The organism is Streptomyces sp. NPDC003379 (assembly GCF_053589195.1).
This window is the reverse complement of sequence record NZ_JBSFRK010000011.1, coordinates 1-23,118: the sequence shown is the minus strand read 5'-3', so window position 1 is coordinate 23,118 and position 23,118 is coordinate 1. Positions and strand designations below refer to the sequence as shown.

Here is a 23,118-nt window from a genome sequence, read left to right as displayed (position 1 = left end):
CCGGTCCGCGCGTCAGTCGGCCGTCGGGCGGTACACGGTGAGCGCTTCGGGGAGCTTGTCGATCAGGAGTGCGGCGGGGGCGTCCGTCACCTCACCGTCGTACGCCATCTGCGTCCCCTCGGGCAGCCCCGAGATGACGACCCGCTGGGGCCGCGCGGCCGCGTAGGCGCGGGTCCTGGCCAGCTGGCCCGCGAGCGCCGCGGCCAGCAGCCTGCTGCGCGCGAAGCGTCCGGCGTGCGCGACGCGGACGTCCAGCAGACCGTCGGCCAGGTCGTGCCGGCGCACCGGGGCGATGCCCACGCTGCGGTAGGCGCCGTTGCCCGCGAAGAGCAGCCATATGGAGCGGCGGCGGCCGTTCACCACGGCCCGCAGCGGGCGCCCCGTGCGCAGGATGTGGACAACGCCGAGCAGCGTGGCGGGCGGGCCGCCGATCTTCGGGGACCAGTGTTCCCGGCTCCGGACGAGGTCGGGGTAGCTGCCGAGGCTGAAGGTGTTGAGGAAGTAGGACGGCTCGGTGGAGGTCCTGCCCGCCGGGCCGATCCCCGCCAGGGGCTTGATGCGGCCGACGTCGGCCCGTACCGCGCTGCCCTCGGACACGGCGGCGCAGGCGTCCGCGACCGTGTCGACGCCGAGGTCGGCGGCGAAGTGGTTGAACGTGCCGCCGGGCAGCACCATCAGCGGCACCTTGAACCGCAGGGCGGGCGCCACGGCGGCGTTGACCGTCCCGTCTCCCCCGCACACGCCGAGGACACCGCCGCGCCGGGCGGCGTCCCTCGCCGCCTCCTCCAGGACCTTGGGCAGGGCCCCGGCCTCCTCCTCGTAGAGCACCACCTCGGCACGCGGCAGGGCGGTCCTCAACTGCCTTACGGGGTCCGCCAGTTGTGGCTGGGCGCCGGAGGACGGGTTGACCACCACGACCAGGCCGTCGCCCTCCGGCAGGGCGGGCGCGTCGACGCGGGGCCGAGCGGGCGGCGGGAGTTGGGCCCGCGTGGGCACCATGCCGCGCACCGCGTAGGCGGCGCCCACGCCGAGGGCCGCGCCGACCAGGACGTCCCTGGGGCCGCCGGCGCCGCCGCGGACACGGGAGTACGCCACCGAAGCCGCCACCGGCGCCAGGACCGCGCCCCAGCCCGGCGACTCCAGGGCCGCGCCCGCCGCGAAGGCGGCCGCCGAGGCGGCGTGGCCCGAGGGGTAGGGGCCGGTGAGCGGCTCGCGGGGCAGGCGGCGCAGCAAGGGGGCCGCGTCCCGCGCCGGGCGCGACTGGCCCACCGCGTGTCTGCCCAGGGCGTTGACGGTGACCGAGGCCAGTGCCAGGGAGGTGACGCCGCGCACGGCCGCGCGCCGTCCCCGCACACCGCCGAACGCCCACATCCCGGCGGCGATCCCGCAGAACAGCAGTCGGTGGTCGGCGCCGGTCGGACGCTGGGCGCGGTGCCTCAGGAGATCTTTCATTCCCCCCGTATACCCCGGTTGCCGTCCGCGAGGCCAGAACGGGCGAGCCAGGTGGTCAGGAGGCCGTTGACCTCGGCGGGGCGTTCCTGTTGGACCCAGTGGCCGCAGCCGTCGAGGATGTGGGCGGCGCTCAGGCCCGGCAGGGTGTCGGGGAACGCCTTGATCGCGTCGGCCAGCCACAGGGTGGAGGCGTCCAGGGCGCCGCCGATGAACAGGGTCGGCTGGGGCAGGGGCGCGCCGCTGAAGCGCGCGAGGTCCTCCCAGTCCCGGTCCATGTTCCGGTAGCGGTTGAGCGCGCCGGTCAGTCCGGTGCGCTCGAACTCGCCCGCGTAGACGTCGAGTTCTGCCTCGCCGAGCCAGCCGGGCAGACGGTCGGCGGGGAAGCGGTCCCGGAGCGTTCCGCCGGGGCCGACGAAGTGCGGGTCCGGCGCGCCGGGGTCCGGCATCGTATCGCCGGAGAAGGCGGCGTAGAACCCCGCGAGCCAGCCTCGGACGTCGGGCTCGATCTCGGCCTCGGCGCGGCCCGGCTCCTGGAAGTAGGAGACGTAGAACTCCTCATCGCCGTCACGGCCGTTCATCTGTGCGAACATCGCGCTCGGGCGCGGCCCGCCCGGGGGCGTGTAGGGGACGCTCAGCAAAGCGGCCGCGCTGAAGACGTCCGGCCGGACGAGGGCGGAGTGAGCGGCGATGTTCGCGCCCCAGTCGTGCCCGACGATCGCCGCGGTCTCCTCGCCGAGCGCGCGCACCACGGCGACGCCGTCCTCGACGAGTTCGAGCATCCGGTACGCGGCCACGTCGCCGGGCCCGCTGGAACGGCCGTACCCGCGTACGTCCACGGCGACCGCCCGGTACCCGGCTGCCGCCAGGGCGGGCAGCTGGTACCGCCAGGAGTACCAGGACTCGGGGAAGCCGTGCACCAGCAGGACGAGCGGCCCCGAGCCCTGCTCCACCAGGTGGATCCGTCCCGCGGGCGCGGAGACCAGACGGTGGGTGCTGCGGTCCGCGGCGGGTGAGCTCTGGGACATGGATCCTCCTGGGGCTTCGGAACGGCCGGTGGCTCTGATCACCTCTGATCACGAGCATGCGGCGCGCGGGAGGACGCCCGCGAAGTCTTTTGCCACTTCGGCAAATCGAGACGCGCCTGCCGATACGCCGGTTCCGGCTACCGCACCGTCGCCGAAGACGCCGAGGTTGTTGATGAGGACGTCCGCGTGCGGCACGGAGCCGCCCGACCGGCCGTTCACCGCGACCCGGGCGCCCGCGCGGGCCAGGCCCACGGCGATCGCGGCGCCGATTCTTTCGAGCGGGGTACCTACCCCGCCTCGCGCCCGCCCCCCCCGTCCTACGTCAAGTCGGTTCCGTGCGCCGGGGGTTGACACGCCCGTTGGCCGGAATACGTTACATGCAATATGGAACATGCCATCGAGCAACCGGGGGTTCCGTGCCGCGGACCAGTGACCGACGACCTCAACCGTGCGATCTCCTGCTGTCGAACGCCCATGTCGTCACCGTCGACGACCGCCGCTCCGTCCACGAACCGGGGTCGGTCGCCGTCGTCGGCGGCCGTGTGGCCGCCGTGGGACCGGCGGCGGAGGTCGACGCGGCCTGGCGGGCGGCCAGGACCGTGGACTGCCGGGGCCGCGCCGTGCTGCCGGGGTTCACCGACGGGCACACCCATCTGTTCCAGTCGCTCGCCCGGGGCCTCGGCGAGGGCCTGCCGATCTGGCCGTGGCTGTGCGAGTTCATGTGGCCGTACGCGATCGCCGTGACCCCCGACGACGCCCGCGTCGCGGCGACGCTCGGCGCGGTGGAGGCGCTGCGCTCCGGCATCACGACCGTCGTCGACAACCACTACGCGCCCACGGACGCCGACACCGTCCTGGCCGTCGCCGACGCCGTCGAGGCGGCCGGGCTGCGCGGCGTGATCGCCCGCGGCATGCTCGGCGACCGGACGGCCGTGGCGGCGGCCCGCGGCCTGCCTGAGGAGCTGTTCCGCTACTCCACCGCCGAGGAACTGGAGCTGACCCGCGCCTGTCTGTCGGGGCGTCCGCCGGGGGCGAGGGTGGGCGTGTGGCCCGCCCCGCTGAACCTCAGTTACGTGGACCAGAAGCTGGTCACCGGTTCGGTCGCGCTGGCCGAGGAGTTCGGCACCCGCTGGCACACGCACTGCTGCGAGGGCGCGAAGGACCCGGCGAGCTATCTGGACGCGTACGGCGTGCGTCCCGTCGAGTGGCTCGAACGCGCGGGGCTGCTGGACGACCGGGCGACGCTCGCCCACGCCGTGTGGCTGGGCGACGACGAGATCGCGTGGCTCGGCGAGCGCCGGGCCGGGGTCGCACACAACCCTGCGTCCAACGCCTATCTCGCCTCCGGAGTCATGCGGCTTCGGGCGCTGCGGGAGGCCGGTGCGGTGGTGTCGCTCGGCACGGACGGGCCCGGCGCGGGGCACCGCCAGGACATGTTCGAAGTGATGAAGCAGACCCTGTTCGGTCAGCGTCAGCACACCCTGGACCCGGCGGTACTGCGGGCCGAGGACGCCCTGGAGCTGGCCACGCGCGAGGGCGGCCGGTACGCCGCCGCCGGCGCGGGCGCCATCCGCGTCGGCGCGCCCGCGGATCTCGTCGTGGTCGGCCTGGACCGGCCGCACCTGCGTCCGCTGCACCGCGCCGTGGCGACGCTCGTCTACTCGGCGCGCGGCTCGGACGTCGACATGACGATCGTGGACGGTCGGGTGGTCTTCGAGGACGGGCGCTGCCCGCTGGTCGACGAGGAAGCGCTGCTCGTCGAGGCCCAGGAGCGGGCCGAACGCCTGGTGGAACGAGCCTCCTTCGCCGCTCTGCGCGTCCCCTGGCGGCACTGAGCCCGCCCCCGCCCCGTCACCACCGCGACCTTCGGCCGCCTGTCCGCGGCCTCGCACGTGCGCACAAGTCACGCCCCGTAGGGCGGAGGGAGAACGCACATGCCCCACCGGAAAGCGCACCACGACGACGTTCACACATCCGTGGAGAAGGATCCCGTCGAGGCGGTGCCGTCCGTGTGGCGGCTCGCGGTGTACGGGTTGCAGCACGTCCTCGCCTTCTACGCCGGAGCGGTCGTCATGCCGCTGCTCGTGGCCGAGGGGATCGGCCTATCCGGCGACGACATCGGGCTCCTGGTCAACGCCTCGCTGCTGACGTGCGGCATCGCGACCCTGCTCCAGTCCGTGGGGCTGCCGGGTGTCGGCATCCGGCTGCCGGTCGTCCAGGGCACCTCCACGACCGCCGTGCCCTCGCTCGTCTCCATCGGCCTTGCGGCGGGCGGCGCGAAGGCGGGGCTGCCGACGGTGTTCGGGGCGGTGATCGCCGCCGGGCTCGCGCTGTTCGTCATCGCGCCCGTCTTCAGCAGGCTGGTGCGGTTCTTCCCGCCGCTGGTCACCGGCACCATCGTGACGATCGTGGGCATCACCCTGCTCGCGGTGGCCGCCCGTCAGGTGGGCGGCGGCGATCCGGCGGCGCGCTCCTTCGGCTCGCCCTCCCATCTGGGTCTGGCCGCCGTCACGCTGGTCGCCATCCTGCTCCTCAACAAGCTGTCGCGGGGGTTCCTCGCCACCGTCGCGGTCCTCGCCGGGCTGGCGATCGGCACGGGCGTCGCCGCGCTCGCGGGGCGTACGGACTTCTCCGGGATCGGGGACTCCGCCTGGCTGGGCGTGGCGGCACCCCTGCACTACGGCGCGCCGCGCCTGGACGCCGTGGCCGTGCTCTCCGTCTTCCTCGTCATGGTCATCATCGCGGTGGAGTCCATCGGGCAGTTCTTCGCCGTCGGGCGGATCGTGGGCCGGGAGGTCTCGGGCCGGCACGTCACCCGCGCCCTGCGGGCGGACGGCCTGGCGACGGCCGCGGCCGGCGCCCTCAACTCCTTTCCCAGCACGGTGTATTCGCAGAACATCGGCCTGATCCAGCTGACCCGGGTGAAGTCGCGCTGGATCGTCGCGGCGAGCGGCGTGATCATGATGGTGCTGGGTCTGGTGCCGAAGGTGGGTGCCGTGGTGGCGTCGATGCCGACGTCCGTGCTCGGCGGGGCGACGATCGTGCTGTTCTCGACCATCGCCGTGGTCGGCGTGCAGATCCTCGGCCAGGCGGATCTGACCGACCAGCGCAACACCGTCCTCGTCGCGGCCAGTGTCGGCGTCGGCTTCCTGCCGACCGCGTTCCCGCAGTTCGCCGAGCAGATGCCGGGGCGGCACCTGCACGCGCTCTTCGAGAGCGGCATCATCCTCGGCACTCTCACGGCGGTGCTGCTCAATCTCTTCTTCCACCATCTGAGGCTGCCGGGACAGCGGAAGCCGGGGCGGCAGAAGAAGGACGCGCGCTCCATTGACCGCTCAGAACATTACATGCAACATGAAGAACGAGCGGCCAAGCCCGAGATACCGGCCAAGGAAGCGCCATGACAAGGGAGTTGGGGATGTCCACGCAGAGGGCGGTGAATCCGGTGGCGGCGGGGAGCCTGCTGGCGGAGCGCGCGTACGAGGAGCTGAAGGGCGCCGTGCTGGCGGGGCGGCTGCGCCCCGGTGACGCCCTGTCGGTGCCCGCGCTCGCCGTGCAGATGGGCATCAGCCGCAGCCCCGTACGCGAGGCGGTGCAGCGGCTCATCCACGACGGCCTCGCCACGCACGCCGTACACCGGGGAGCAGTCGTCTCCACCGTCGACATCGAGGACGTACGACAGCTGTACGTCGTACGCGAGGTGATGGAGGGCCTGGCGGCGCGCCTCGCCACGGAGCGCCTGGACGCCGCCACGGTCGCCGAGCTGCGCCGCCTGCTGGAGCGCCACGAGGCCGTCGTGGCCGCGGAGCCCGACGAGCGGGCGCACATCGAGATGGACATGGCCTACCACCGGCTGATCCGCGAGGCGGCGGGCAACGACCATCTGACCGCCGCCCTCGACACGATCCAGGGCAAGGCGCATCTGGCGCTGCACTCGCTGTGGCGCAGCCCCGAGGCCCCGCGGCTCGCGGTGGACGAGCACCGGCGCATCTTCGAGGCGATGACGGCGGGTGACCCGGACGCCGCGGAGAAGGCGGCCCGCGACCACATCAGGCGGCTGCGGACCCGGCTCTCCCAGGCCGTCACGGCGGCCCCGGCACCGGATGCGGACCACCGGGCGGTGCGCCCGATCGCGTAGCCACCCGGCAGCCCCACCCCGGAAGGGAAGTGACGGAACGTGAGCACCGTAACCGGTGTACGCCATGGCATCGGCGAGAGCGTGCGGCGCCCCGACGGCAGGCTGAAGGTCCGCGGCGACTTCGCCTACGCCTCCGACCTGCGCTGGGACGGCATGGTGTGGGGCGCGACCCTGCGCAGCCCGCACCCCAGCGCCCGCGTCCGGCGCCTGGACGCCACCCGCGCGAGGCGGCTGCCGGGCGTGGTGGCGGTGCTCACCCACGAGGACGTGCCGGGGCGGCCGCTGTACGGGATGAAGGTCGCCGACCAGCCGGTGCTCGCCGCCGACCGGGTGCGCCACCAGGGCGAGCCGGTCGCCCTGGTGGCCGCCGACCACCCCGAGACGGCCCGCCGCGCGCTGCGCCTGATCGAGGTGGCGTACGAGGAGCTGCCCGCCCTCACCGACGCCGAGCAGGCACTCGCGGGCACCGGCCCGCTGGTCCACGAGCGGCGCGTGGACGGCGGTGCGGGCAACGTCGTACGGCATGTCCGCATCCGGCACGGGGACCTGCCCGCCGCGCGGGGATCGGCGGACGTGGTGGTGTCGGGGACGTACGAGGTCGGCATGCAGGACCAGGCGTTCCTCGGCCCGGAGGCGGGGCTCGCGATACCGGGCGAGGACGGCGGTGTGGACGTGTACGTGTCCACGCAGTGGCTCCATGACGACCGGCGCCAGATGTGCGCGGCGCTCGGGCTGCCACCGGAGAAGGTGCGGTTGACGCTCTCCGGTGTGGGCGGCGCGTTCGGCGGGCGCGAGGACGTGTCGGTGCAGATCCACGCGGCGCTCCTCGCGCTGCGCACCGGCCGCCCGGTGAAGATGAGCTACCACCGCGAGGAGTCCTTCTTCGGCCACGTGCACCGGCACCCGGCGAAGATGTGGTTCGAGCACGGCGCGACGCGCGAGGGAAAGCTCGTGTTCGTGAAGGCGCGGCTGCTCTTCGACGGCGGCGCCTACACCTCCACGTCGCAGGTCGTCATCGCCAACGGCTCGTACTTCGCGGCGGGCGCCTACGACGTGCCGCACGTCGAGATCGACGGCTACTCCGTCTTCACCAACAACCCTCCCTGTGGGGCGATGCGCGGGTTCGGCGCCGTCCAGTCCTGCTACGGCGTGGAGTCCAACGTCGATAAACTGGCGCGCGAACTGGGCCTTGACCCGGTGGAGTTGCGCGTCCGCAATGCCATGACGACGGGGACCGTGCTGCCGACCGGGCAGGCCGTGGACGGCCCCGCGCCCGCGGCCGAACTCCTCGAAAGGCTCCGCGCCCGCCCGCTGCCCGCCGCTCCACAGGGCCCCTTCGGTCTCCCCGGCGGCCTCAACAACACCTCGCACGGCGAGGGCGTCAAGCGGGGCGTCGGGTACGCGATCGGCGTCAAGGCGATCGGCTTCTCCGGTGGCGTCGACGACCGCGCGGTGGCCCGCGTACGGCTCTCCCTGGTGAACGGCGAGCCCGTCGCCGAGATCCACACGGCGTCGGCCGAGTGCGGCCAGGGCATCGTCACCGTCCAGGCGCAGATCGCCCGCACGGAGCTGGGCGTGGAGCGGGTCGTGGTCCTGCCCGCCGACACGCGGGTCGGCGACGCGGGCTCGGCGTCCGCGTCGCGGATCACCTGGATGAGCGGGGGCGCGGTCCGGGGCGCGTGCGAGGAGCTGCGGGAGCGGCTCGCCCGTCTCGGCGACCGGCCGCTCACCGAACTCCTCGCCGCGCACGGCCCCTTGGCGGCGGAGTACGAGTTCACGCACCGCCGCACCTATCCCGTCGACCCCGAGCACGGGCAGGGCGACGCGCACATCGCCTTCGCGTTCGCCGCGCACCGGGCGGTCGTCGACGTCGACACCGATCTCGGCCTGGTGAAGGTGGTGGAGCTGGCCACCGCACAGGATGTCGGCAGAGCGATGAATCCCCTGGCCGTGGAGGGCCAGATCGAGGGCGGCGGCGCGCAGGGACTCGGGCTCGCCCTCATGGAGGAGCTGCGCGTGACGGGCGGGCGGGTACGCAACCCGTCCTTCACCGACTACCTCATCCCCACCATCGCGGACATGCCCTCCCTCCCCATCGACCTGCTCGAACTGCCGCACCCCGACGCGCCCTACGGCCTGAACGGGGTGGGCGAGCCACCGACCCTCTCCTCGACGCCGGCCATCGCCAACGCCCTGCGCGCGGCGACGGGCCTGGCCCTCGCCAGGGTGCCCGTGCGGCCCACCGACTTCCTCGACCCGGAGAGGGGGTGAGGCGGGCCCTGCCCCGGGTCCCCCAACGGTCCACCACAGAGACACGGTCGGTACCAGCCGGGAAGGAACAAGCACTTGATCATCGACACCCATATGCATCCCACGAACGTCGTGGACCAGGCGTGGCGGCACGACGGTTCCCCGTTCACGGGCGAGCGCACCATCGAGATGATGGACGGCCCGTACATGATCAACGGCAAGCCGCGCCGGATCGACTACGGCTGCATCATGCCGCCGCCCGGCAACAGCGTCTGGCAGGACGGGATGCGGACCGGCCGCGAGGGCATCCGCGACTACATGGCGTACATCACCGAACTGATCCAGCGGTACCCGGACCGGTTCATCGGGAACTTCATGTACAACCCGCGCTTCGGGCCCGAGAACGGCGCGAAGGAGCTGGAGTTCCACGTCAAGGAGTACGGCTACAAGATGGTCAAGCTCCATGCCAACATGCACGCCTACCGCCCGGACCGGGCCCTCGACTGGCTCCGTCCCGTCCTGCGGGTCTGCGACGAGCTGGGCCTTGTCGTGCTGATCCACACCGGGGACGGGCCCTACTCGATCCCGACGCAGTTCTACCCGATCATCCGGGAGTTCAAGGACGTCAACTTCATCCTGGCGCACTTCGGGGTGCAGACGGGCGGCGTCTACTGCTTCGAGGCGCTGTACATGATCCTCGACTCGCCCAACGTGTACGGGGAGTCGGGCTGGCTGCTCCAGTCACGGATCGTGGAGTTCGCCCAGCAGATGGAGCGCCACCAGCTGGTGTTCGGCACGGACTCGCCGCCGAACGAACCGGGCATGTGGGCGCGGGAGCTGGAGGTGCTGTGCGGCCCGCCGCCGCAGGGCATGCACCTGTCCGAGGAGGACCTGGAGGGCTACCTCGGCAACAACATGGCCAAGCTGCTCGGCCTGAAGCCCACTCCCCCGCCGCGCGACCAGGAGGAGGCACGGCTGCGCCTGAAGGACACGTACGCCTCGCTGGATGCGGCGTCGCGGGCGTAACTCGTCGGCGCGTCGCCGCCCTTGAGATGCCAAGGGCGGCGGCCCGCCTTCCGCTCCGCCCGTGATCACGGCGACCCCCGCGACCCCCGCGATGAGAAACGGACTCACCCCATGCAGCGCATCGGCCACCTCCTCCCCTCCACCTCGCTCGGAGTCGACCGCTGGGCGGTGCGGATCTGCGCGCCCGTCGCGGTGGAGACCGCCCACCCGACGGCCCGCGCCGCGCTGCCGGAACAGCTGTGCGGCCCGGCGATCGCCCGCGCCCAGTCGGATGAACTGACGCGCGGCGCGACGCAGTTGGCGCAGGCGGGCGCGGACGCCGTGGTGTGGAACGGCAGCTCGTGCGGTCTGCACGGCGTGGCGCACGCCCGCGCCATCGCCCGTGCGATCGGGGCCACGGCGGGCGTGCCGGCCTCCACCGTCACCCTCGGCCAGCTCGACCTCCTGGCCCGCCACGCCCTGCCTTCCCTGGCCCTGGTCACCGCGGGCTCACGGGAGACCGCCGGGCGCGTCGCCGACACGTACGTCGCCGCGGGGCTGCGCGTCTCCTCGGTCACCGCACTCGGCCTCGCGACGCCACGGGAGGCGGCGGAGCTGCCGGTGGCGCGGCTGCGGCGGCTGCTGCTCGACGCGGACACCGAGGACGCCAGGTGCCTGGTGGTGGCGGGCACGGAGCTGCCGGTGGCGCCGGTGGCCGCGCTCGTGGAGCGGGAGCTCGGCAAGCCGGTGTTCGACGGGGCGCGGGTGGCGGTGCACACGGGCCTGGGGCTGCTCGGGCTTCGGGTCGACTCCCCGGGCTGGGGGCGGCTGTTCGCCTCCGACGCGCACGCGGGGGTGTGCTGTGACACGCACTGAGGCGGCCCCGCGTACGAGCGGTCAGGATCTGCGGGCGTTCCTGCGCGCCCACGGTCCCGGGCAGGCCGACGACGTCCTGACCGTGGCGGAGGAGATCGAGGGCGAGGACGTGGCCGCGCTGGTCGCGGAGCTGGCCGCGCGGGGCCGCGACGATCTGCTGGTGTGCCCCCGGGTCAAGGGTCTCGGCACGACGCTGATCACCAATGTCTTCGCCTCGCGGGACCGCCTCGCCCGCCTCCTCGGCACCGGCCGCGCGGGCCTGCACCGCGCCTACCAGGCGGCGTCGGCGGGCCGCCGCGAACCTCGTGTGGTCGCCGACGGCCCGGTGCTGGAGGTGGTGGAGGAGGGCGCCGCGATCGACCTCGCCGCTCTGCCGCTCATCCGTCACTTCGCCTCCGACCGGGCCCCGTACATCACCAGCGGCGTCATCACGGCGGAGGCGCCGCGCGACGCGCCGGACCGCGCGGGCAACCTCAGCTACCACCGCTCCATGGTCCACTCCCGCACCGAACTGGCCACGAGCCTGCACTCGCGCGGCCATCTGTGGCAGCTCCTGAGGCTGGCCGAGGAGCGGGGCGAGGTCCTGCCGGTGGCGATGGTGATCGGCGCGCATCCGCTCTTCCTGCTCGCCGCGTCCGCCCGGGTCGGCCCCGACGTCGACGAACGCACCATCGCGGGCGGGCTGTTCGGGGCGCCGCTCGACGTGGTGGAGACACCGCGCCGCGGCATCCGGGTGCCCGCCGGGGCGGAGATCGTCCTCGAAGGGTTCATCGACCCGGAGCGGCGGGCGGAGGAGGGGCCGTTCGGGGAGTTCTCCGGCTACTCGTCGGACCGCTCCACGAACAACGTCCTCACCGTGGAGACGGTCCTGCGCCGCCGCGACGCCCTCCTCCTCGACGTGGTCGGCGGCAACAGCGCGGAGCACCTCAACCTCGCCCGGCTGCCCCGCGAGGCGGAGCTGGCCGCCCAGCTGCGGCGCCGCTTCCCCGAGGTCACCGCCCTGCACTACCCCACGTCCGGCACGCACTTCCACGCGTACGTCGCCCTGCGCCCGGCCCGCCCGGGCCAGGCGCGGCAGGTCATGCTGGCGCTGCTCGGCTGGGACCCGTACCTCAAGACGGTCGTCGCGGTCGACGAGGACGTGGACGTGACCCGGGACGCGGACGTGCTGTGGGCCATGGCCACGCACCTTCAGCCGCACCGCGACGTGTTCGTCGTCGACGGCCTGCCGGGCAGCCCACTCGACCCGTCCTCGACCCCGGACGGCACGACGTCCCGCATGGCCGTGGACGCGACGCGGGGCCCGGACTTCCACGGCGTACGCATCCGCCTGGACCCGGAGCGCCTGGCAACCGCCCGGCGGCTCCTGGACACCGCGCGCTGAAACGGACTGCCCCGCTACCCCGGCCATGTGACGGTGCTCGTCGGCGTACTGAGTCGTGGACCCGCTTGACCTGTATGTCGAGGGAGCGCCTTGTCGTCATGTCCGCATTGTCCGTCCGGTGGGCGGTGGACGCGCGCGTGACCCGTTCGGGCGAGCAGCGCGGGCCGCGGCCCCCGCGCCCTGTTGCAGTGAGGCCATGACGGGACGCATCGGCAGCATCGACCGGCGGTGGTTCGCACGGGTGGCGGCCGCGCGGCTGCCCGGCGCGGAGCAGGTCCTTCCACCGCTGAGCACCGCGGCGAACCACGGGCGGCTCTGGCTCGCAGCGGCCGCGGCGCTCGCCGCCGCCGGCGGGCCCGCGGCCGGGCGCGCCGCGCGCCGTGGCGTGGGCGCGCTGGCCCTTGCCTCGCTGGCCACCAACGCGGTCGCCAAGTGCGCGGTGCGCCGCGGCCGTCCCGCGTACGACGCGGTGCCCCTGGTGCGCCGTCCGACGAAGACGCCGTGGACGTCGTCGTTCCCGTCCGGGCACGCGGCGTCGTCGGCGGCGTTCGCCACCGGGGTGGCCCTGGAGTCGTCCCGCTACGGCGCCGTCGTCGCGCCGGTCGCCGCGGCCGTCGCGTTCTCCCGGGTGTACGTGGGGGTCCACTACCCCGGTGACGTGCTCGCCGGTATCGCGCTCGGCGCGGCCGCCGCGGCGGTCACCTGCTACTGGTGGCCGCCCCGGCCGACGCCCGCGCGGTCCGGGCGGACGCGGGTGGCCGCCCCCGCGCTGCCGGACGGCGAGGGGCTGGTGGTGGTCGTCAACTCCCGCTCCGGCAAGGGCGTACCGGGCCGACCGCCCGCACGGCAGTACGTGGAGCGGCTGCTGCCGAAGGCCGGGATCGTCGTGTGCGGGCCGGACGACGACCTCGGGCAGCTCCTGGACAAGGCGGTCGCGCGGGCCGCCGAGTCGGGCGGGGCGCTCGGGGTGTGCGGCGGCGACGGCACGGTCAACGCCGCCGCCCGCCGGGCCGTGGCGGCCGGACTCCCGCTCGCCGTCTTCCCCGGCGGCACCCTCAACCACTTCGCGCTCGACGCGGGCACGGCCACCTTCGAGGACACCGCGCACGCGCTGCGGCACGGCGAGGCCGTGCGGGTGGACCTGGCACGGGTCCGCGACGGCGAGGGCGCGGACGTCACGGGCTTCCTCAACACCTTCAGCATCGGCCTCTATCCCGAACTGGTGCGCAGGCGCGAGGCGTTGGAGGGCCGCGTCGGCAAGTGGCCCGCGGCCGCCGTGTCGCTGCTGGGCGTCCTGCGGGACGCGACGCCGCTGCGGGTCCGCCTCGACGGCCACGACCGCGTGCTGTGGCTGCTCTTCGCGGGCAACGGCCGCTATCTGCCGGACGGCCTCGCCCCCACGCACCGGCCCCACCTCGACGAGGGGCTGCTCGACATCCGTACGGTCGACGCGGACGCGCCGCTGGCCCGCACCCGGCTCGCCCTCTCCGCGCTGGCCGGAGCGCTGCGGCGCTCCCGCGTCTACCGGGCCGAACGCGTCGAGCGGCTGCGGATCAGCGGCCTGGAAGAGGTGCCCGACCTGGCGTACGACGGTGAGAGGGCGCCCGCGCCCGACTCCCTGCTCCTCGACAAGCGGCGGGGCGCGCTGACGGTCTACAGCCCGGCCTGACGGTCCCCGTGGCATACCCCTTGCGCCCGGAGCGCGCCGTTCACTTCAATGCGGCGTATGGCAGGCCGTGGAACGACCTCGCAGCGGTACGCAGAGCCTCCCGGCGGCGGGCTGCCGCCGACCGCCTGGGCGGTGCTCGGCCTGCTCTCCTTCCCCGGGGAGCGGACCGGCTACGAACTCAAGAAGTGGGCCGACGCCTCGCTCCGCTTCTTCTACTGGTCGCCCGCCATCAGCCAGATCTACGCCGAACTGCGCCGCCTGGAAGCGCTCGGCTACGCCACCTCGCGCCGCTCCGGCCCCGACGCGCCCCGCACGAAGCGTTCGTACGCGATCACCGACGAGGGCCGCGCCGCGCTGGCCTCCTGGGCGGGGAGCGGGCAGGACGCCGGGCCGCCCGTCCTGAAGCATCCGCTGCTGCTGCGGGTCTGGCTCGGTCATCTGACGGCGCCGGACCATCTGCGGGCGCTGGTGGCCGGGCACATCGCGCGGACGAGGGGCGAGCTGAAGGAGGTGCGGGACGCGCTGGCGCGGGCGGTCGGGACGGTCGGGGCGGACGGGGCAGCGGCCTGGTCGCACCCCGAGGTCGCCCTGCGCTGGAGCGAGCGGCGTCTGGAGGCGGAGGCGGGGCTGGCCGAGGCGATGCTGGACGACCTCGACCGCCTGGCGGGGGAGCGTCCCGCGCCGCCCGGTCAACCCGTCGGGGACTCGCCCACCTGCGGGTGACGCGGCTCGCCGCGGTGGCCCCGCTGCCGGTAGGACGGGTGGGGTCAGCCGTCCCCGCCGTAGGGAGCAGCGCAGCCGTGAGCACCCGTGCCGTCCTTGTCGCCGCCCTCGTCACCGGACTGGTCCTCGGCATCGTGGGAACCAGATCGGAGGGTTCCGCTCCTCCTCGTCCGGGCGGTTCCTCCGCCGAGGCGGGCCGTTAGGCTGCGACATTGCCGCGTGGCTGCTCCGTCCTCGCCCCGCGGCCACCGAGCCGCCGTCGACGGAAGCGAGTGGACCTTGAACTTCCTCACCATCGGTCATCGCGGGGTCATGGGTGTCGAACCCGAGAACACCCTCCGTTCCTTCATCGCCGCGCAAGCCGCGGGCCTCGATCTCATCGAGCTCGATCTGCATCTGAGCAAGGACGGCGCCCTCGTCGTCATGCACGACGCCGACGTGGCCCGTACGACCGACGGCAAGGGCCCGATCGCCGAGAAGACCCTCGCCGAGCTCCGGGAGCTCGACGCGGGCCGCGGCGAGCGCGTGCCCGTGTTCGAAGAGGTCCTGGACGCCGTGCGGGCGCCGCTGCAGGCCGAGATCAAGGACGTGGCGGCCGCGCGCGCCCTCGCCGAGGTCATGCACCGCCGAGACCTGGTCGCGCGCGTGGAGGTGATCTCCTTCCACGACGAGGCGCTCGCGGAGATCGCGCGCCTGGTCCCGGGCGTGCGCACCGCGCTCGTCGCCAGCCGCTACGGCCGCGACGTCGTGGAGCGCGCCACCGCCGTCGGCGCCACGACCCTCGTCCTCAACATCCGGCGGCTGACGCAGGAGATCGTCGAGCACGCCAGGAAGGCCGGCCTGCGGATCATCGGCTGGGTCGTGAACACGCAGGACGATCTGCGGCTGGTGCGCGCGCTCCAGCTGGACGGCGCCACCACCGACTACCCCGACATCAAGCGGACCGGCCGATTCACGGCCTGAGGTCCTTCACCCCGAGGTTCCTGACCCCGAGGTCCTTCACCAGCAGCTCGAACTCCAGGTCGGCCCGCTGCGGGATGCCGAAGCGCTCGTCGCCGTACGGGAAGGGCGTCATCTTCCCCGTACGGCGGTAGCCGCGCCGCTCGTACCAGGCGATGAGGTCATCGCGTACGGAGATCACGGTCATGTGCATCTCGCGGGCGCCCCACTCCTCGCGCGCGACGCGCTCCGCCTCGGCGATGATCACCTTGCCGAGGCCCGCGCCCTGCTGGGCCGGGCTCACCGCGAACATCCCGAAGTACACGTGCCCACCGCGGTGTTCCAGCTGGCAGCAGGCGACGAGCGTGCCGTCCCGCTCGACGGCCAGCAGACGACTCGCGGGCGAATCGATGACCTCGACGACGCCCTGCGGGTCGGTGCGCTGCCCCTCTAGGATGTCCGCCTCGGTGGTCCACCCGGCGCGGCTCGCGTCCCCGCGGTAGGCCGACTCGATGAGCGCGACGAGCGCGCCGACGTCGGCCGATACCGCGTCGCGGAAGGTGAGTTCGCCGGGGAGGAGAGGCGGGGCGGTGTCCATCGACTTCGTTCTCCGATCTGGGCGCTGCTTACGGCTCCGCCGAGCCTAACTCGCCGCTAAGGTGCGGCCGCATGGTGCATGTACTGAGCAGCAGGACCCTTCTCCACCCCACCGACCCGGAGCGTTCCCGCGCGTTCTACGGCGAGGCGCTGGGACTCGCCGTCTACCGCGAGTTCGGCACCGGCCCCGAACGCGGCACGGTCTACTTCCTCGGCGGCGGCTTCCTCGAACTCTCCGGCCGCTCCGACACCCCTCCCTCGCCCGAGCTCCAGCTGTGGCTCCAGGTCCCGGACGTGCACGCGGCGCACAAGGAGCTGACCGGGCACGGGGTCGAGGTGGTCAGGCCACCGGTCAAGGAGCCGTGGGGTCTGATCGAAATGTGGATCAAGGACCCGGACGGCCTCAGGATCGTCCTCGTCGAGGTCCCGCACGATCACCCCATCCGCTACCGACCGGGGATCTGAAACGGGTGTGAAGCACATCACACGATTCATCCATCCGGGATGCAGGGGTACAAGGCCACGGGTACGGTCCCGAGAAGATCCAGAAGATCCAGAAACCCGAGAAGATCCAGAAAGACGATCTCCCACAGTGTTGGAGTGACATCACATGGCAGCTCCCCGGATCCTCATCGTCGGCGGCGGCTTCGCCGGCATGGAGTGCGCGCACAAGCTGGAGAAGAAACTCGCGCCCCACGAGGCGGAGCTGCGGCTGATCAGCCCGACGGACCACCAGCTCTACCTGCCCCTTCTGCCGCACGTCGCCTCCGGGGTGCTCACCCCGCAGGCAGTCGCGGTGCCCCTGCGCCGGATGCTGCGCCGCACGGCCATCGTGCCGGGCGGCGCCATCGGCATCGACGCAGAGGCCAAGGCCGTGATCGTACGGAAGATCAGCGGCGAGGAGGTCGTGGAACGCTACGACCAGCTGGTCCTGACGCCGGGCAGCGTGACGCGGCAGTTCGACATCCCCGGTGTGGACCGGCACGCGGTGGGCGTCAAGACGCTCGCCGAGGCCGCCTGGATCCGCGATCACGTCATCTCGCAGCTGGACCTGGCCGCGGCCACCTCGAACCGCGAGGAGCGCGAGCAGCGGCTGCAGTTCGTCGTGGTCGGCGGCGGGTACGCGGGCGTGGAGACGGCCGCGTACCTCCAGCGTCTGACGTGCGCCGCCGTCAAGCGCTATCCGGGCCTGGACGTGTCGCAGATCAAGTGGCACGTGGTGGACGTCGCCCCGAAGCTGATGCCCGAGCTGGGCGAGCGGCTCGGCGACAAGGCCATGGAGATCCTCCAGCGCAGGGGCGTGAACGTCTCGCTCGGGGTGTCCGTGGCCAAGGCGACCGAGGACACCGTCACGCTCACGGACGACCGCGTGCTGCCGTGCCGCACGCTGATCTGGACCGCGGGCGTCGCGCCCAGCCCGCTCATCGCGACGCTCGGCGCCGAGACCAACCGCGGCCGTCTCGTCGTCAGGCCGGATCTGACGGTGCCGGGCCTGGACGGCGTCTTCGCGCTCGGCGACGCGGCGGCCGTGCCGGACGTCGTCAAGGGCGGCGACGCCATCTGCCCGCCGACCGCCCAGCACGCCATGCGGCAGGGCTGGGCCGCCGCGAAGAACGTCGTATCGGCGCTGCGCGGCCTGCCGCTCGCCGACTACCGGCACAAGGACATGGGCCTGGTCGTGGACCTCGGCGGCATCCAGGCGGTGTCGAAGCCGCTGGGCGTGCAGCTGACGGGGCTGCCCGCCCAGGTGGTGGCGCGCGGCTACCACCTGGGGGCGCTGCGCACGCTGACCGCCCGCTTCCGCACGGCCGCCAACTGGGGACTCAACGCGGTCGCGGGCAACGACTACGTCCGTACCGGCTTCCAGGCCCAGCGCCCCGCCACGCTCGCGGACTTCGAGAAGACGGACGCGTACCTGTCGCGGGAGGAGATCAGCGCGCGGGTGGCGTCGGCCGCGTCGTGACGGAGGTCACCGTGCCCGTCACCGCGAGGTTGGCGGCGAGGGGCCGCATGCGCCCGCCTCAGAGCCTGTCTTTGAACCCCCGTCGTTCGCGCGGAGCGCGGGCGCAGCGGCGGTCGGTGCGTGCGATCGGCGTGCGGTGTCCCAGGTCATGTGGCGGAGCCACCTGTCCCGGGGCGCTGTGCGGCGAGCGTGCGTGCCGGGCGTTGCTGCGCAGGGCTCTCAGCCCCGCCGCACTCCGAGCCGCCCCTCCAGCTGGGCCAGCAACTCGCCGAGCAGGCCGCTGAGTTGCCCCTGCCCGTCCCCGTCGAGGACGGACAGCACCACCGTCTCGTAGGCGAGCTGTTCCGGCAGGATCGCGTCGACCAGGTCGCGGCCCGCGTCGGTGAGCCGCACGTGCGCGACCCGCCGGTCGCGCGCGTCGGCCCGGCGCTCGACCAGTTCCCGTTCCTGGAGCTGCTTGAGCCGCTTGGTGACCGCGGCGCCGGAGGAGAAGGTCTCGCGCGCCAGCTCCCCGGGCGTCAGCTCGTGCCCGGTGCGGCGCAACGCGCCGAGCAGGTCGAACTCGGCGCGGGTCAGGCCCGCCCGGCGCAGCGGGGCGTCCTCGGCCTGCTGGAGGAGGGCCGCGCAGCGGTTGATGCGGCCGATCACCTCCATCGGCCCGGTGTCGATGTCGGGGCGCACCGTCTGCCACTGCCGCACCACCGCGGCCACGGTGTCCCCACCGATGCCCGCCACCGGACCGTTCTCTGCTCTCATGCTCGTGCGCCCTCCCAGGCGTCGGCGACCCCTTCGCGGGGCCGCGTCCCCTGACCGTTCTCACCGCTCTGCCGTCGGACCGTCGCCGCGAGCGTACGGTGTCCGGCGCGTTCGGCGGCGACCACGCGCTCTTCGGGCAGGGCGCGCTGCCACCATTCGCCGGCGGCCGCGTCGGTGGCGGCGCGAAGGTCGACGAGGGCGGCGGTCAGCCGGCGCCGCGCGGGCGCGACAGGGCCGGGCTCCGTCAGGTCGGCCTCGGCGCGCTCCCTGGCCCGGTCGACGGCCTCGACGGCCTGCTCGATCTGGTCGGCGGCGCGCCGGTTGGTGACGAGGACGGCGGCCGCGACGCCGAGCACGGCGCCGACGAGGGTGTCCACGACGCGGTCGAGGATCAGCTCTCCGGGCTGCTGGAACCGTGCGAACTCGGTGACGAGCAGCGCCATCGGCGTCACGCAGACACTGCCCAGCCAGTAGTTGCGGCTGATCAGCGCCTCCGCCCCGAAGGCGAGGGCGAGGCAGCTCACGATCAGCTCGGCGTGGCCGAGGTGGGCGAACGGCGCGATGGCGGCGAAGGCGAGCACGCCGACGAGGTTGCCGACCACGCGCTGCACGCCCCGGTTCCAGGTGAGCGTCACATTGGCCTGGTAGAGGGAGGCGGCGGTGACCAGGGCCCAGTAGGGGCGGCCGATGCCGAGCGCGAGGGATCCGTATCCGGCGAGCGCGCAGCCCACGGCGGTGCGCAGCGCGATGGGCAGCAGCGGGGAGCCCGGCGCGAGCCGGCGCCACAGCGGCACCCTGGGTTGGGCGAGCGCCGCGGCGACGCCGAGCAGCTCGTCGCGCTCCCCGGGGTGTACGTCGCCGGGGCGCGGTACGGCGCCCGTGCCGCGCAGTCCGGCCGCCCAGGAGCGCAGCGTCGCGGGGTCCGCGGCGGTGGGCGCGGCGAGGGCCTCTTCGGCGCGGACGACGAGGCGGGCCAGGGCGCGCCGCGCCTCGGTGGTCGGGGCGCCGGTGGCGAGCAGCGACTGCCAGGCGGCGTGCACGGCACCGGCCGCGGCGGCGCGGGCCCGCTCGGCGGCCGGCCCGGCTTCGGTTGCTTGGGCGGCTTGGGCTGCTTCGGCGGACGCGGCGGCGGCGTGCAGGGCGCGCGCGGTGGCCCGGCGCTCGGGTCCGTGCGGCCGCACCAGGGCGGGCGCCATGCCGACGAGCCAGGCCACGGCTCCCCCGGCGAGAGTGAGCGCGAGGTGGCCTGGGACCTGCCCGATGCTCTGCGGCGCGAAGAGGGTCGCCGAGCTGATGAAGGTGAAGATCAGATGGCCGGGCGGGCCGATGCGGGTCGCGTCGCACAGCGTCTTCTGCGCGGCGGCGAGGACCGCGCCGACGGCGACGAGGACCGCGGCGGAGCCGGTCAGCGAGGCGGTGACCAGCGAGACGGCCACGCTCGCGAACATCCCGGCGACGACCCAGGCCAGGGCGCGCGCCCGGGCGGCGTACGGGAGGTTGTGGGCGTACAGGGCGCAGAACGAACCGGCCATCGTGTACATCACGAGGTCGAGCCGTCCGAGGGCCAGCAGCGTCAGATTCGGTAGCGCGGTGGCCACGACCACACTGCTCGCGGGCTTGAACCAGATGTCGGACGGCTTGCCCGGGCGCAGCACCCCGGCGAGCGGGAGCCTGCGCGGACGGGTGGGACGGGGGGACGGGTGCGAGGACGGTGACGTACTGCTCATACCTAAAACATTAGCAAGTGTTTTACTCAGAAAATATTTCGGTAGGCCGCCTTGCTCCCCAAGTGCGCCCCGTGCACTCCCATGCGCTCGCGTACGGCTCCACGGCCCTGGGCATCGACCCGACGACACCGTCGACAGGGGGAGGTGCGCGGTGCACGGACCGGCGCAGGCCGCCTGGCTGCTCGTCGCGCTGTGCGCGGCGACCGGGGCCTACTGTCTGCTGCGGATGCGCAGCCGGATCGAGGAACAGCGCCGCACCGCGGGCGGCGAGGCGCTCATGGGGTTCGGGATGGCGGTGATGGCCGTGCCCGCCGCGGTGGTCGCGCTGCCGCGCTGGACCTGGCTCGGCTACGCCGCGGTGTTCGGGGCGGCCGCGGTGCACGCGCTCTGGGCGGCGCGCGCCGGCCGCCACCACGTCCACCACCTCATCGGTGCGTTCGCCATGGTGTACATGTCGGTGTCGATGATCACGGCTCCGGGCGCGCACGCGGGCCACGGAGGCGCGGGCCTGCCCCCGCTGACCGGCGCCCTCCTGCTGTACTTCGCCGGATACGTCCTGTGGTCCGGCGCGCGGCTGGCTCCCGCAGGGACAGCGGGGACAGCGGGGACAGTGGGGACAGTGGGGGCGGTGGGGGCGGTGGGGGCGGTACGGACGGCCGCGGCGGGCGAAGGCGGCGGCTCGGCGGTCCTCGGCTGGGGCGACCGGCCGGAGCTGGCGCTGGCGTGCAGGCTGTCGATGGGGATCGGCATGCTGGCGATGCTGCTGACGCTCTGACCGGCGCGCCGCCGGGACGGCCGCGGGGGCCGCCCGGTTTCAGTGGGCGATCAGCGTGGCAATCGGCGTGAGGCAGTCGATCTGCCAGTCCGCCGTGTCGGCCACGGCCGGGTCCTCCGCCCACAGGTGGCCCCACGGTCCGCGCCGGATGTGCGCGGCGCGCAGGCCCGCCTGCTTCGCCGGGAAGACGTCGTGGGCGGGGTGGTCGCCGACGTAGAGCGTCTCGTGGGGCCCGGCCTGGGCCACTTCGAGCACCCGCGTGAAGAAGGCGGGGTCCGGCTTGGCCACGCCCCAGTCGCCCGAGGTGACGACGAGGTCGGCGGGCAGGTCGAGGTCGCGCAGGAGTTCGGCGGCGCGCGAGGTCGCGTTGCCCGCGATGATGACGCGGACCCCCAGCTTGCGGAGACCTCCGAGGGCGGGCCGCACATCCGGATACAGGTCGCTCTCGGCGAGATGCTCGCCCCGGCCCGCCGCCTCGCGCGCGTGGTGGGCGGAGGCGATGTCCATGTCCGGGCTGATGAGCCGCAGGGCCTCCAGGCCGTCCCCGCCCTGCGCGACGACGGCGCCGACGAGCGCGGAGAGGGTGTGCCGCGGAACCTTCAGCCAGTCCGCCCAGGATGCCCAGTAGCGGTCGTCTTTGGTGAGGGTCTCCCCCACGTCGAACACGATGGTCTCGATCATCGTCCGACACTACGGCGTCCCACCTCCCGTACGCCGGTCGCCACTCGGCGGTGACACAGAGCGATCCGATCACGGCCCATTTCGTACGCGACGTGCCCACATCGACCGTGGCGTCCGTCACTTGCGGAGGCGGCCCATACCCCTCGGTAGCCCGGCCCTCATAGGCTGGGCGGCATGATGGTCCCCGTCGCGCTGTTGCTGCTGGGCGCCCTGACTGCCCTCGTCGCCCCACGGATGCTCGCCCGCGCCGACTGGCCGGAGCGCGAACCGGTGGTCGCGCTCTGGGTCTGGCAGTGCGTGGTGGCGGGTGTCCTGCTCTGCTGCGCGCTCTCGATGACGCTGAGCGCGGCCGCCGCCTGGCAGGCCGTGCGCGGTCATATCTTCGCGCCGGCGCCGAACGCCGTGGTCGAGGCGTACGCCCTCCAGGCGCCGGGCCCCTGGGCGGCGGCCACCGCCGTGGTGCTGGCCTGCGGCGGCGTGTGGACCGCGGCGATGCTGACCCGGGAGATCGCCCTGGCCCGGACCCGGCGGGCCGGACGGCGGGCCGAACTCCTCGTACGCGCCCCGCTGTTGCCCGGCGAGGAGCCGGGCGCCGACCGTCTCGTCGTCCTGGAGGGCGAGCGCCCGGACGCCTGGTGGCTGCCGGGCCAGGCGCCCCGACTGGTCGTCACCACGGCCGCTCTGCGCCGCCTGAAGGGCCGTCAGCTCGATGCCGTGCTCGCGCACGAGCAGGGCCACGCGCAGGCCCGGCACGACTGGCTGCTGCACTGCTCGGGCGCGCTGGCCGCGGGGTTCCCGCAGGTACGGGTGTTCGCGGCGTTCCGCGACCAGATGCACCGCCTGGTGGAGCTCGCCGCCGACGACGTGGCGTCGCGCCGCTTCGGCCGGCTGACGGTCGCGCTCGCCCTGGTCGAACTGAACGAGGACCGCGGCGTCTTCGGCCCCTGCCCGACACCGCAGGCGCACGTCCCGCAGCGCGTCCACCGACTGCTCTCCGCCCGCCCGCGCCTCACCGCCGCCCGCAGACTCCGCCTGACGGCGACGGCGGCGCTCGTGCCGGTGATCCCCATCCTGGTCACGTTCGTACCCGGCCTGCGGGCCCTCGGCTAGACCGCGGTGCACGGCCTGGCGGCCGGGCACCGGGATGGCCCCCACCCC

21 protein-coding genes and 1 pseudogene are annotated in these 23,118 nt (G+C 73.7%); 15 read left to right on the top strand and 7 right to left on the bottom strand.

The window, feature by feature from the left end:
* Positions 1 to 12 precede the first annotated feature (12 nt).
* From ACWDVB_RS12560 to ACWDVB_RS12550, 3 genes and pseudogenes are all read right to left on the bottom strand, one after another.
* The gene (locus ACWDVB_RS12560) at positions 13 to 1,452 is read right to left on the bottom strand and encodes a diacylglycerol kinase family protein (RefSeq protein ID WP_451513652.1); all 1,440 of its coding nucleotides are present in this window, start codon (positions 1,450 to 1,452) and stop codon (positions 13 to 15) included.
* Positions 1,449 to 2,477 carry an alpha/beta fold hydrolase gene (locus ACWDVB_RS12555; RefSeq protein ID WP_451513653.1) on the bottom strand — a complete coding sequence of 343 codons (1,029 nt, stop codon included), beginning with the start codon at positions 2,475 to 2,477 and terminating at the stop codon, positions 1,449 to 1,451. The genes ACWDVB_RS12560 and ACWDVB_RS12555 overlap by 4 nt, the downstream gene beginning before the upstream one ends.
* A 150-nt stretch (positions 2,478 to 2,627) precedes the next feature.
* A pseudogene (locus ACWDVB_RS12550) lies at positions 2,628 to 2,747 on the bottom strand (oxidoreductase); the annotation flags it as partial.
* 146 nt (positions 2,748 to 2,893) lie between these two features.
* Between ACWDVB_RS12550 and ACWDVB_RS12545 the strand changes: the two are divergent.
* From ACWDVB_RS12545 to ACWDVB_RS12495, 11 genes are all read left to right on the top strand, one after another.
* The gene (locus ACWDVB_RS12545; RefSeq protein ID WP_451513654.1) at positions 2,894 to 4,312 is read left to right on the top strand and encodes an amidohydrolase family protein; all 1,419 of its coding nucleotides are present in this window, start codon (positions 2,894 to 2,896) and stop codon (positions 4,310 to 4,312) included.
* Positions 4,313 to 4,411: 99 nt separating this feature from the next.
* On the top strand, positions 4,412 to 5,881 hold the full coding sequence (locus ACWDVB_RS12540) for a nucleobase:cation symporter-2 family protein (protein ID WP_451513655.1): 1,470 nt from the start codon (positions 4,412 to 4,414) through the stop codon (positions 5,879 to 5,881).
* 14 nt (positions 5,882 to 5,895) lie between these two features.
* On the top strand, positions 5,896 to 6,615 hold the full coding sequence (locus ACWDVB_RS12535; protein ID WP_451513656.1) for a GntR family transcriptional regulator: 720 nt from the start codon (positions 5,896 to 5,898) through the stop codon (positions 6,613 to 6,615).
* Positions 6,616 to 6,654: 39 nt separating this feature from the next.
* Positions 6,655 to 8,886 carry a molybdopterin cofactor-binding domain-containing protein gene (locus ACWDVB_RS12530; RefSeq protein WP_451513657.1) on the top strand — a complete coding sequence of 744 codons (2,232 nt, stop codon included), beginning with the start codon at positions 6,655 to 6,657 and terminating at the stop codon, positions 8,884 to 8,886.
* A 75-nt stretch (positions 8,887 to 8,961) separates the two neighbouring features.
* Positions 8,962 to 9,891 (top strand): amidohydrolase family protein, encoded by a 930-nt coding sequence (locus ACWDVB_RS12525; RefSeq protein ID WP_451513658.1) that lies wholly within the window; start codon positions 8,962 to 8,964, stop codon positions 9,889 to 9,891.
* Positions 9,892 to 10,002: 111 nt separating this feature from the next.
* Positions 10,003 to 10,746 carry an aspartate racemase/maleate isomerase family protein gene (locus ACWDVB_RS12520; RefSeq protein WP_451513659.1) on the top strand — a complete coding sequence of 248 codons (744 nt, stop codon included), beginning with the start codon at positions 10,003 to 10,005 and terminating at the stop codon, positions 10,744 to 10,746.
* A complete protein-coding gene (locus ACWDVB_RS12515; RefSeq protein WP_451513660.1) occupies positions 10,733 to 12,130 on the top strand; it encodes a UbiD family decarboxylase in 1,398 nt (465 codons plus the stop codon). Before ACWDVB_RS12520 ends, ACWDVB_RS12515 begins: the two co-directional genes overlap by 14 nt.
* A gap of 196 nt (positions 12,131 to 12,326) precedes the next feature.
* Positions 12,327 to 13,799 carry a phosphatase PAP2 family protein gene (locus tag ACWDVB_RS12510; protein WP_451513661.1) on the top strand — a complete coding sequence of 491 codons (1,473 nt, stop codon included), beginning with the start codon at positions 12,327 to 12,329 and terminating at the stop codon, positions 13,797 to 13,799.
* Between the two features lie 57 nt (positions 13,800 to 13,856).
* A complete protein-coding gene (locus ACWDVB_RS12505; protein ID WP_451513662.1) occupies positions 13,857 to 14,522 on the top strand; it encodes a PadR family transcriptional regulator in 666 nt (221 codons plus the stop codon).
* 77 nt (positions 14,523 to 14,599) lie between these two features.
* The gene (locus ACWDVB_RS12500; RefSeq protein ID WP_451513663.1) at positions 14,600 to 14,725 is read left to right on the top strand and encodes a hypothetical protein; all 126 of its coding nucleotides are present in this window, start codon (positions 14,600 to 14,602) and stop codon (positions 14,723 to 14,725) included.
* A 76-nt stretch (positions 14,726 to 14,801) separates the two neighbouring features.
* Positions 14,802 to 15,485: a glycerophosphodiester phosphodiesterase gene (locus ACWDVB_RS12495; protein ID WP_451513830.1), complete on the top strand. Its 684-nt coding sequence runs from the start codon at positions 14,802 to 14,804 to the stop codon at positions 15,483 to 15,485.
* Here ACWDVB_RS12495 and ACWDVB_RS12490 read toward each other — a convergent pair.
* Positions 15,475 to 16,059: a GNAT family N-acetyltransferase gene (locus ACWDVB_RS12490; protein ID WP_451513664.1), complete on the bottom strand. Its 585-nt coding sequence runs from the start codon at positions 16,057 to 16,059 to the stop codon at positions 15,475 to 15,477. The genes ACWDVB_RS12495 and ACWDVB_RS12490 overlap by 11 nt on opposite strands.
* A gap of 71 nt (positions 16,060 to 16,130) precedes the next feature.
* Here ACWDVB_RS12490 and ACWDVB_RS12485 point away from each other — a divergent pair, with 71 nt between their 5' ends.
* Both ACWDVB_RS12485 and ACWDVB_RS12480 read left to right on the top strand, forming a co-directional pair.
* Positions 16,131 to 16,523, top strand: a complete 393-nt coding sequence (locus ACWDVB_RS12485; RefSeq protein ID WP_451513665.1) for a VOC family protein — start codon at positions 16,131 to 16,133, stop codon at positions 16,521 to 16,523.
* A 145-nt stretch (positions 16,524 to 16,668) separates the two neighbouring features.
* A complete protein-coding gene (locus ACWDVB_RS12480) occupies positions 16,669 to 18,021 on the top strand; it encodes an NAD(P)/FAD-dependent oxidoreductase (RefSeq protein WP_451513666.1) in 1,353 nt (450 codons plus the stop codon).
* A 219-nt stretch (positions 18,022 to 18,240) separates the two neighbouring features.
* Here ACWDVB_RS12480 and ACWDVB_RS12475 read toward each other — a convergent pair whose 3' ends face one another.
* Both ACWDVB_RS12475 and ACWDVB_RS12470 read right to left on the bottom strand, forming a co-directional pair.
* The gene (locus ACWDVB_RS12475) at positions 18,241 to 18,777 is read right to left on the bottom strand and encodes a MarR family winged helix-turn-helix transcriptional regulator (protein WP_451513667.1); all 537 of its coding nucleotides are present in this window, start codon (positions 18,775 to 18,777) and stop codon (positions 18,241 to 18,243) included.
* Positions 18,774 to 20,504 carry an FUSC family protein gene (locus ACWDVB_RS12470; protein ID WP_451513668.1) on the bottom strand — a complete coding sequence of 577 codons (1,731 nt, stop codon included), beginning with the start codon at positions 20,502 to 20,504 and terminating at the stop codon, positions 18,774 to 18,776. Before ACWDVB_RS12470 ends, ACWDVB_RS12475 begins: the two co-directional genes overlap by 4 nt.
* A 151-nt stretch (positions 20,505 to 20,655) precedes the next feature.
* On the opposite strand from ACWDVB_RS12470, the gene ACWDVB_RS12465 reads away from it, so the two are divergent.
* Positions 20,656 to 21,279, top strand: a complete 624-nt coding sequence (locus ACWDVB_RS12465) for a DUF5134 domain-containing protein (protein ID WP_451513669.1) — start codon at positions 20,656 to 20,658, stop codon at positions 21,277 to 21,279.
* Between the two features lie 39 nt (positions 21,280 to 21,318).
* Here the strand turns inward: ACWDVB_RS12465 and ACWDVB_RS12460 are convergent, their stop codons facing one another.
* Positions 21,319 to 21,960 carry an HAD family hydrolase gene (locus ACWDVB_RS12460; RefSeq protein WP_451513670.1) on the bottom strand — a complete coding sequence of 214 codons (642 nt, stop codon included), beginning with the start codon at positions 21,958 to 21,960 and terminating at the stop codon, positions 21,319 to 21,321.
* Between the two features lie 174 nt (positions 21,961 to 22,134).
* On the opposite strand from ACWDVB_RS12460, the gene ACWDVB_RS12455 reads away from it, so the two are divergent.
* Entirely contained in the window at positions 22,135 to 23,070 is a 936-nt protein-coding gene (locus ACWDVB_RS12455) for a M56 family metallopeptidase (RefSeq protein WP_451513671.1), read from the top strand.
* Positions 23,071 to 23,118 lie beyond the last annotated feature (48 nt).

Coding starts and splice junctions, on each gene's coding strand:
- ACWDVB_RS12520 (WP_451513659.1), top strand. CDS start 10,003: ATGCAGCGCATCGGCCACCTCCTCCCCTCCACCTCGCTCGGAGTCGAC.
- ACWDVB_RS12490 (WP_451513664.1), bottom strand. CDS start 16,059: ATGGACACCGCCCCGCCTCTCCTCCCCGGCGAACTCACCTTCCGCGAC.
- ACWDVB_RS12455 (WP_451513671.1), top strand. CDS start 22,135: ATGATGGTCCCCGTCGCGCTGTTGCTGCTGGGCGCCCTGACTGCCCTC.
- ACWDVB_RS12485 (WP_451513665.1), top strand. CDS start 16,131: ATGGTGCATGTACTGAGCAGCAGGACCCTTCTCCACCCCACCGACCCG.
- ACWDVB_RS12540 (WP_451513655.1), top strand. CDS start 4,412: ATGCCCCACCGGAAAGCGCACCACGACGACGTTCACACATCCGTGGAG.
- ACWDVB_RS12535 (WP_451513656.1), top strand. CDS start 5,896: ATGTCCACGCAGAGGGCGGTGAATCCGGTGGCGGCGGGGAGCCTGCTG.
- ACWDVB_RS12555 (WP_451513653.1), bottom strand. CDS start 2,477: ATGTCCCAGAGCTCACCCGCCGCGGACCGCAGCACCCACCGTCTGGTC.
- ACWDVB_RS12475 (WP_451513667.1), bottom strand. CDS start 18,777: ATGAGAGCAGAGAACGGTCCGGTGGCGGGCATCGGTGGGGACACCGTG.
- ACWDVB_RS12560 (WP_451513652.1), bottom strand. CDS start 1,452: ATGAAAGATCTCCTGAGGCACCGCGCCCAGCGTCCGACCGGCGCCGAC.
- ACWDVB_RS12510 (WP_451513661.1), top strand. CDS start 12,327: ATGACGGGACGCATCGGCAGCATCGACCGGCGGTGGTTCGCACGGGTG.
- ACWDVB_RS12505 (WP_451513662.1), top strand. CDS start 13,857: ATGGCAGGCCGTGGAACGACCTCGCAGCGGTACGCAGAGCCTCCCGGC.
- ACWDVB_RS12470 (WP_451513668.1), bottom strand. CDS start 20,504: ATGAGCAGTACGTCACCGTCCTCGCACCCGTCCCCCCGTCCCACCCGT.
- ACWDVB_RS12480 (WP_451513666.1), top strand. CDS start 16,669: ATGGCAGCTCCCCGGATCCTCATCGTCGGCGGCGGCTTCGCCGGCATG.
- ACWDVB_RS12460 (WP_451513670.1), bottom strand. CDS start 21,960: ATGATCGAGACCATCGTGTTCGACGTGGGGGAGACCCTCACCAAAGAC.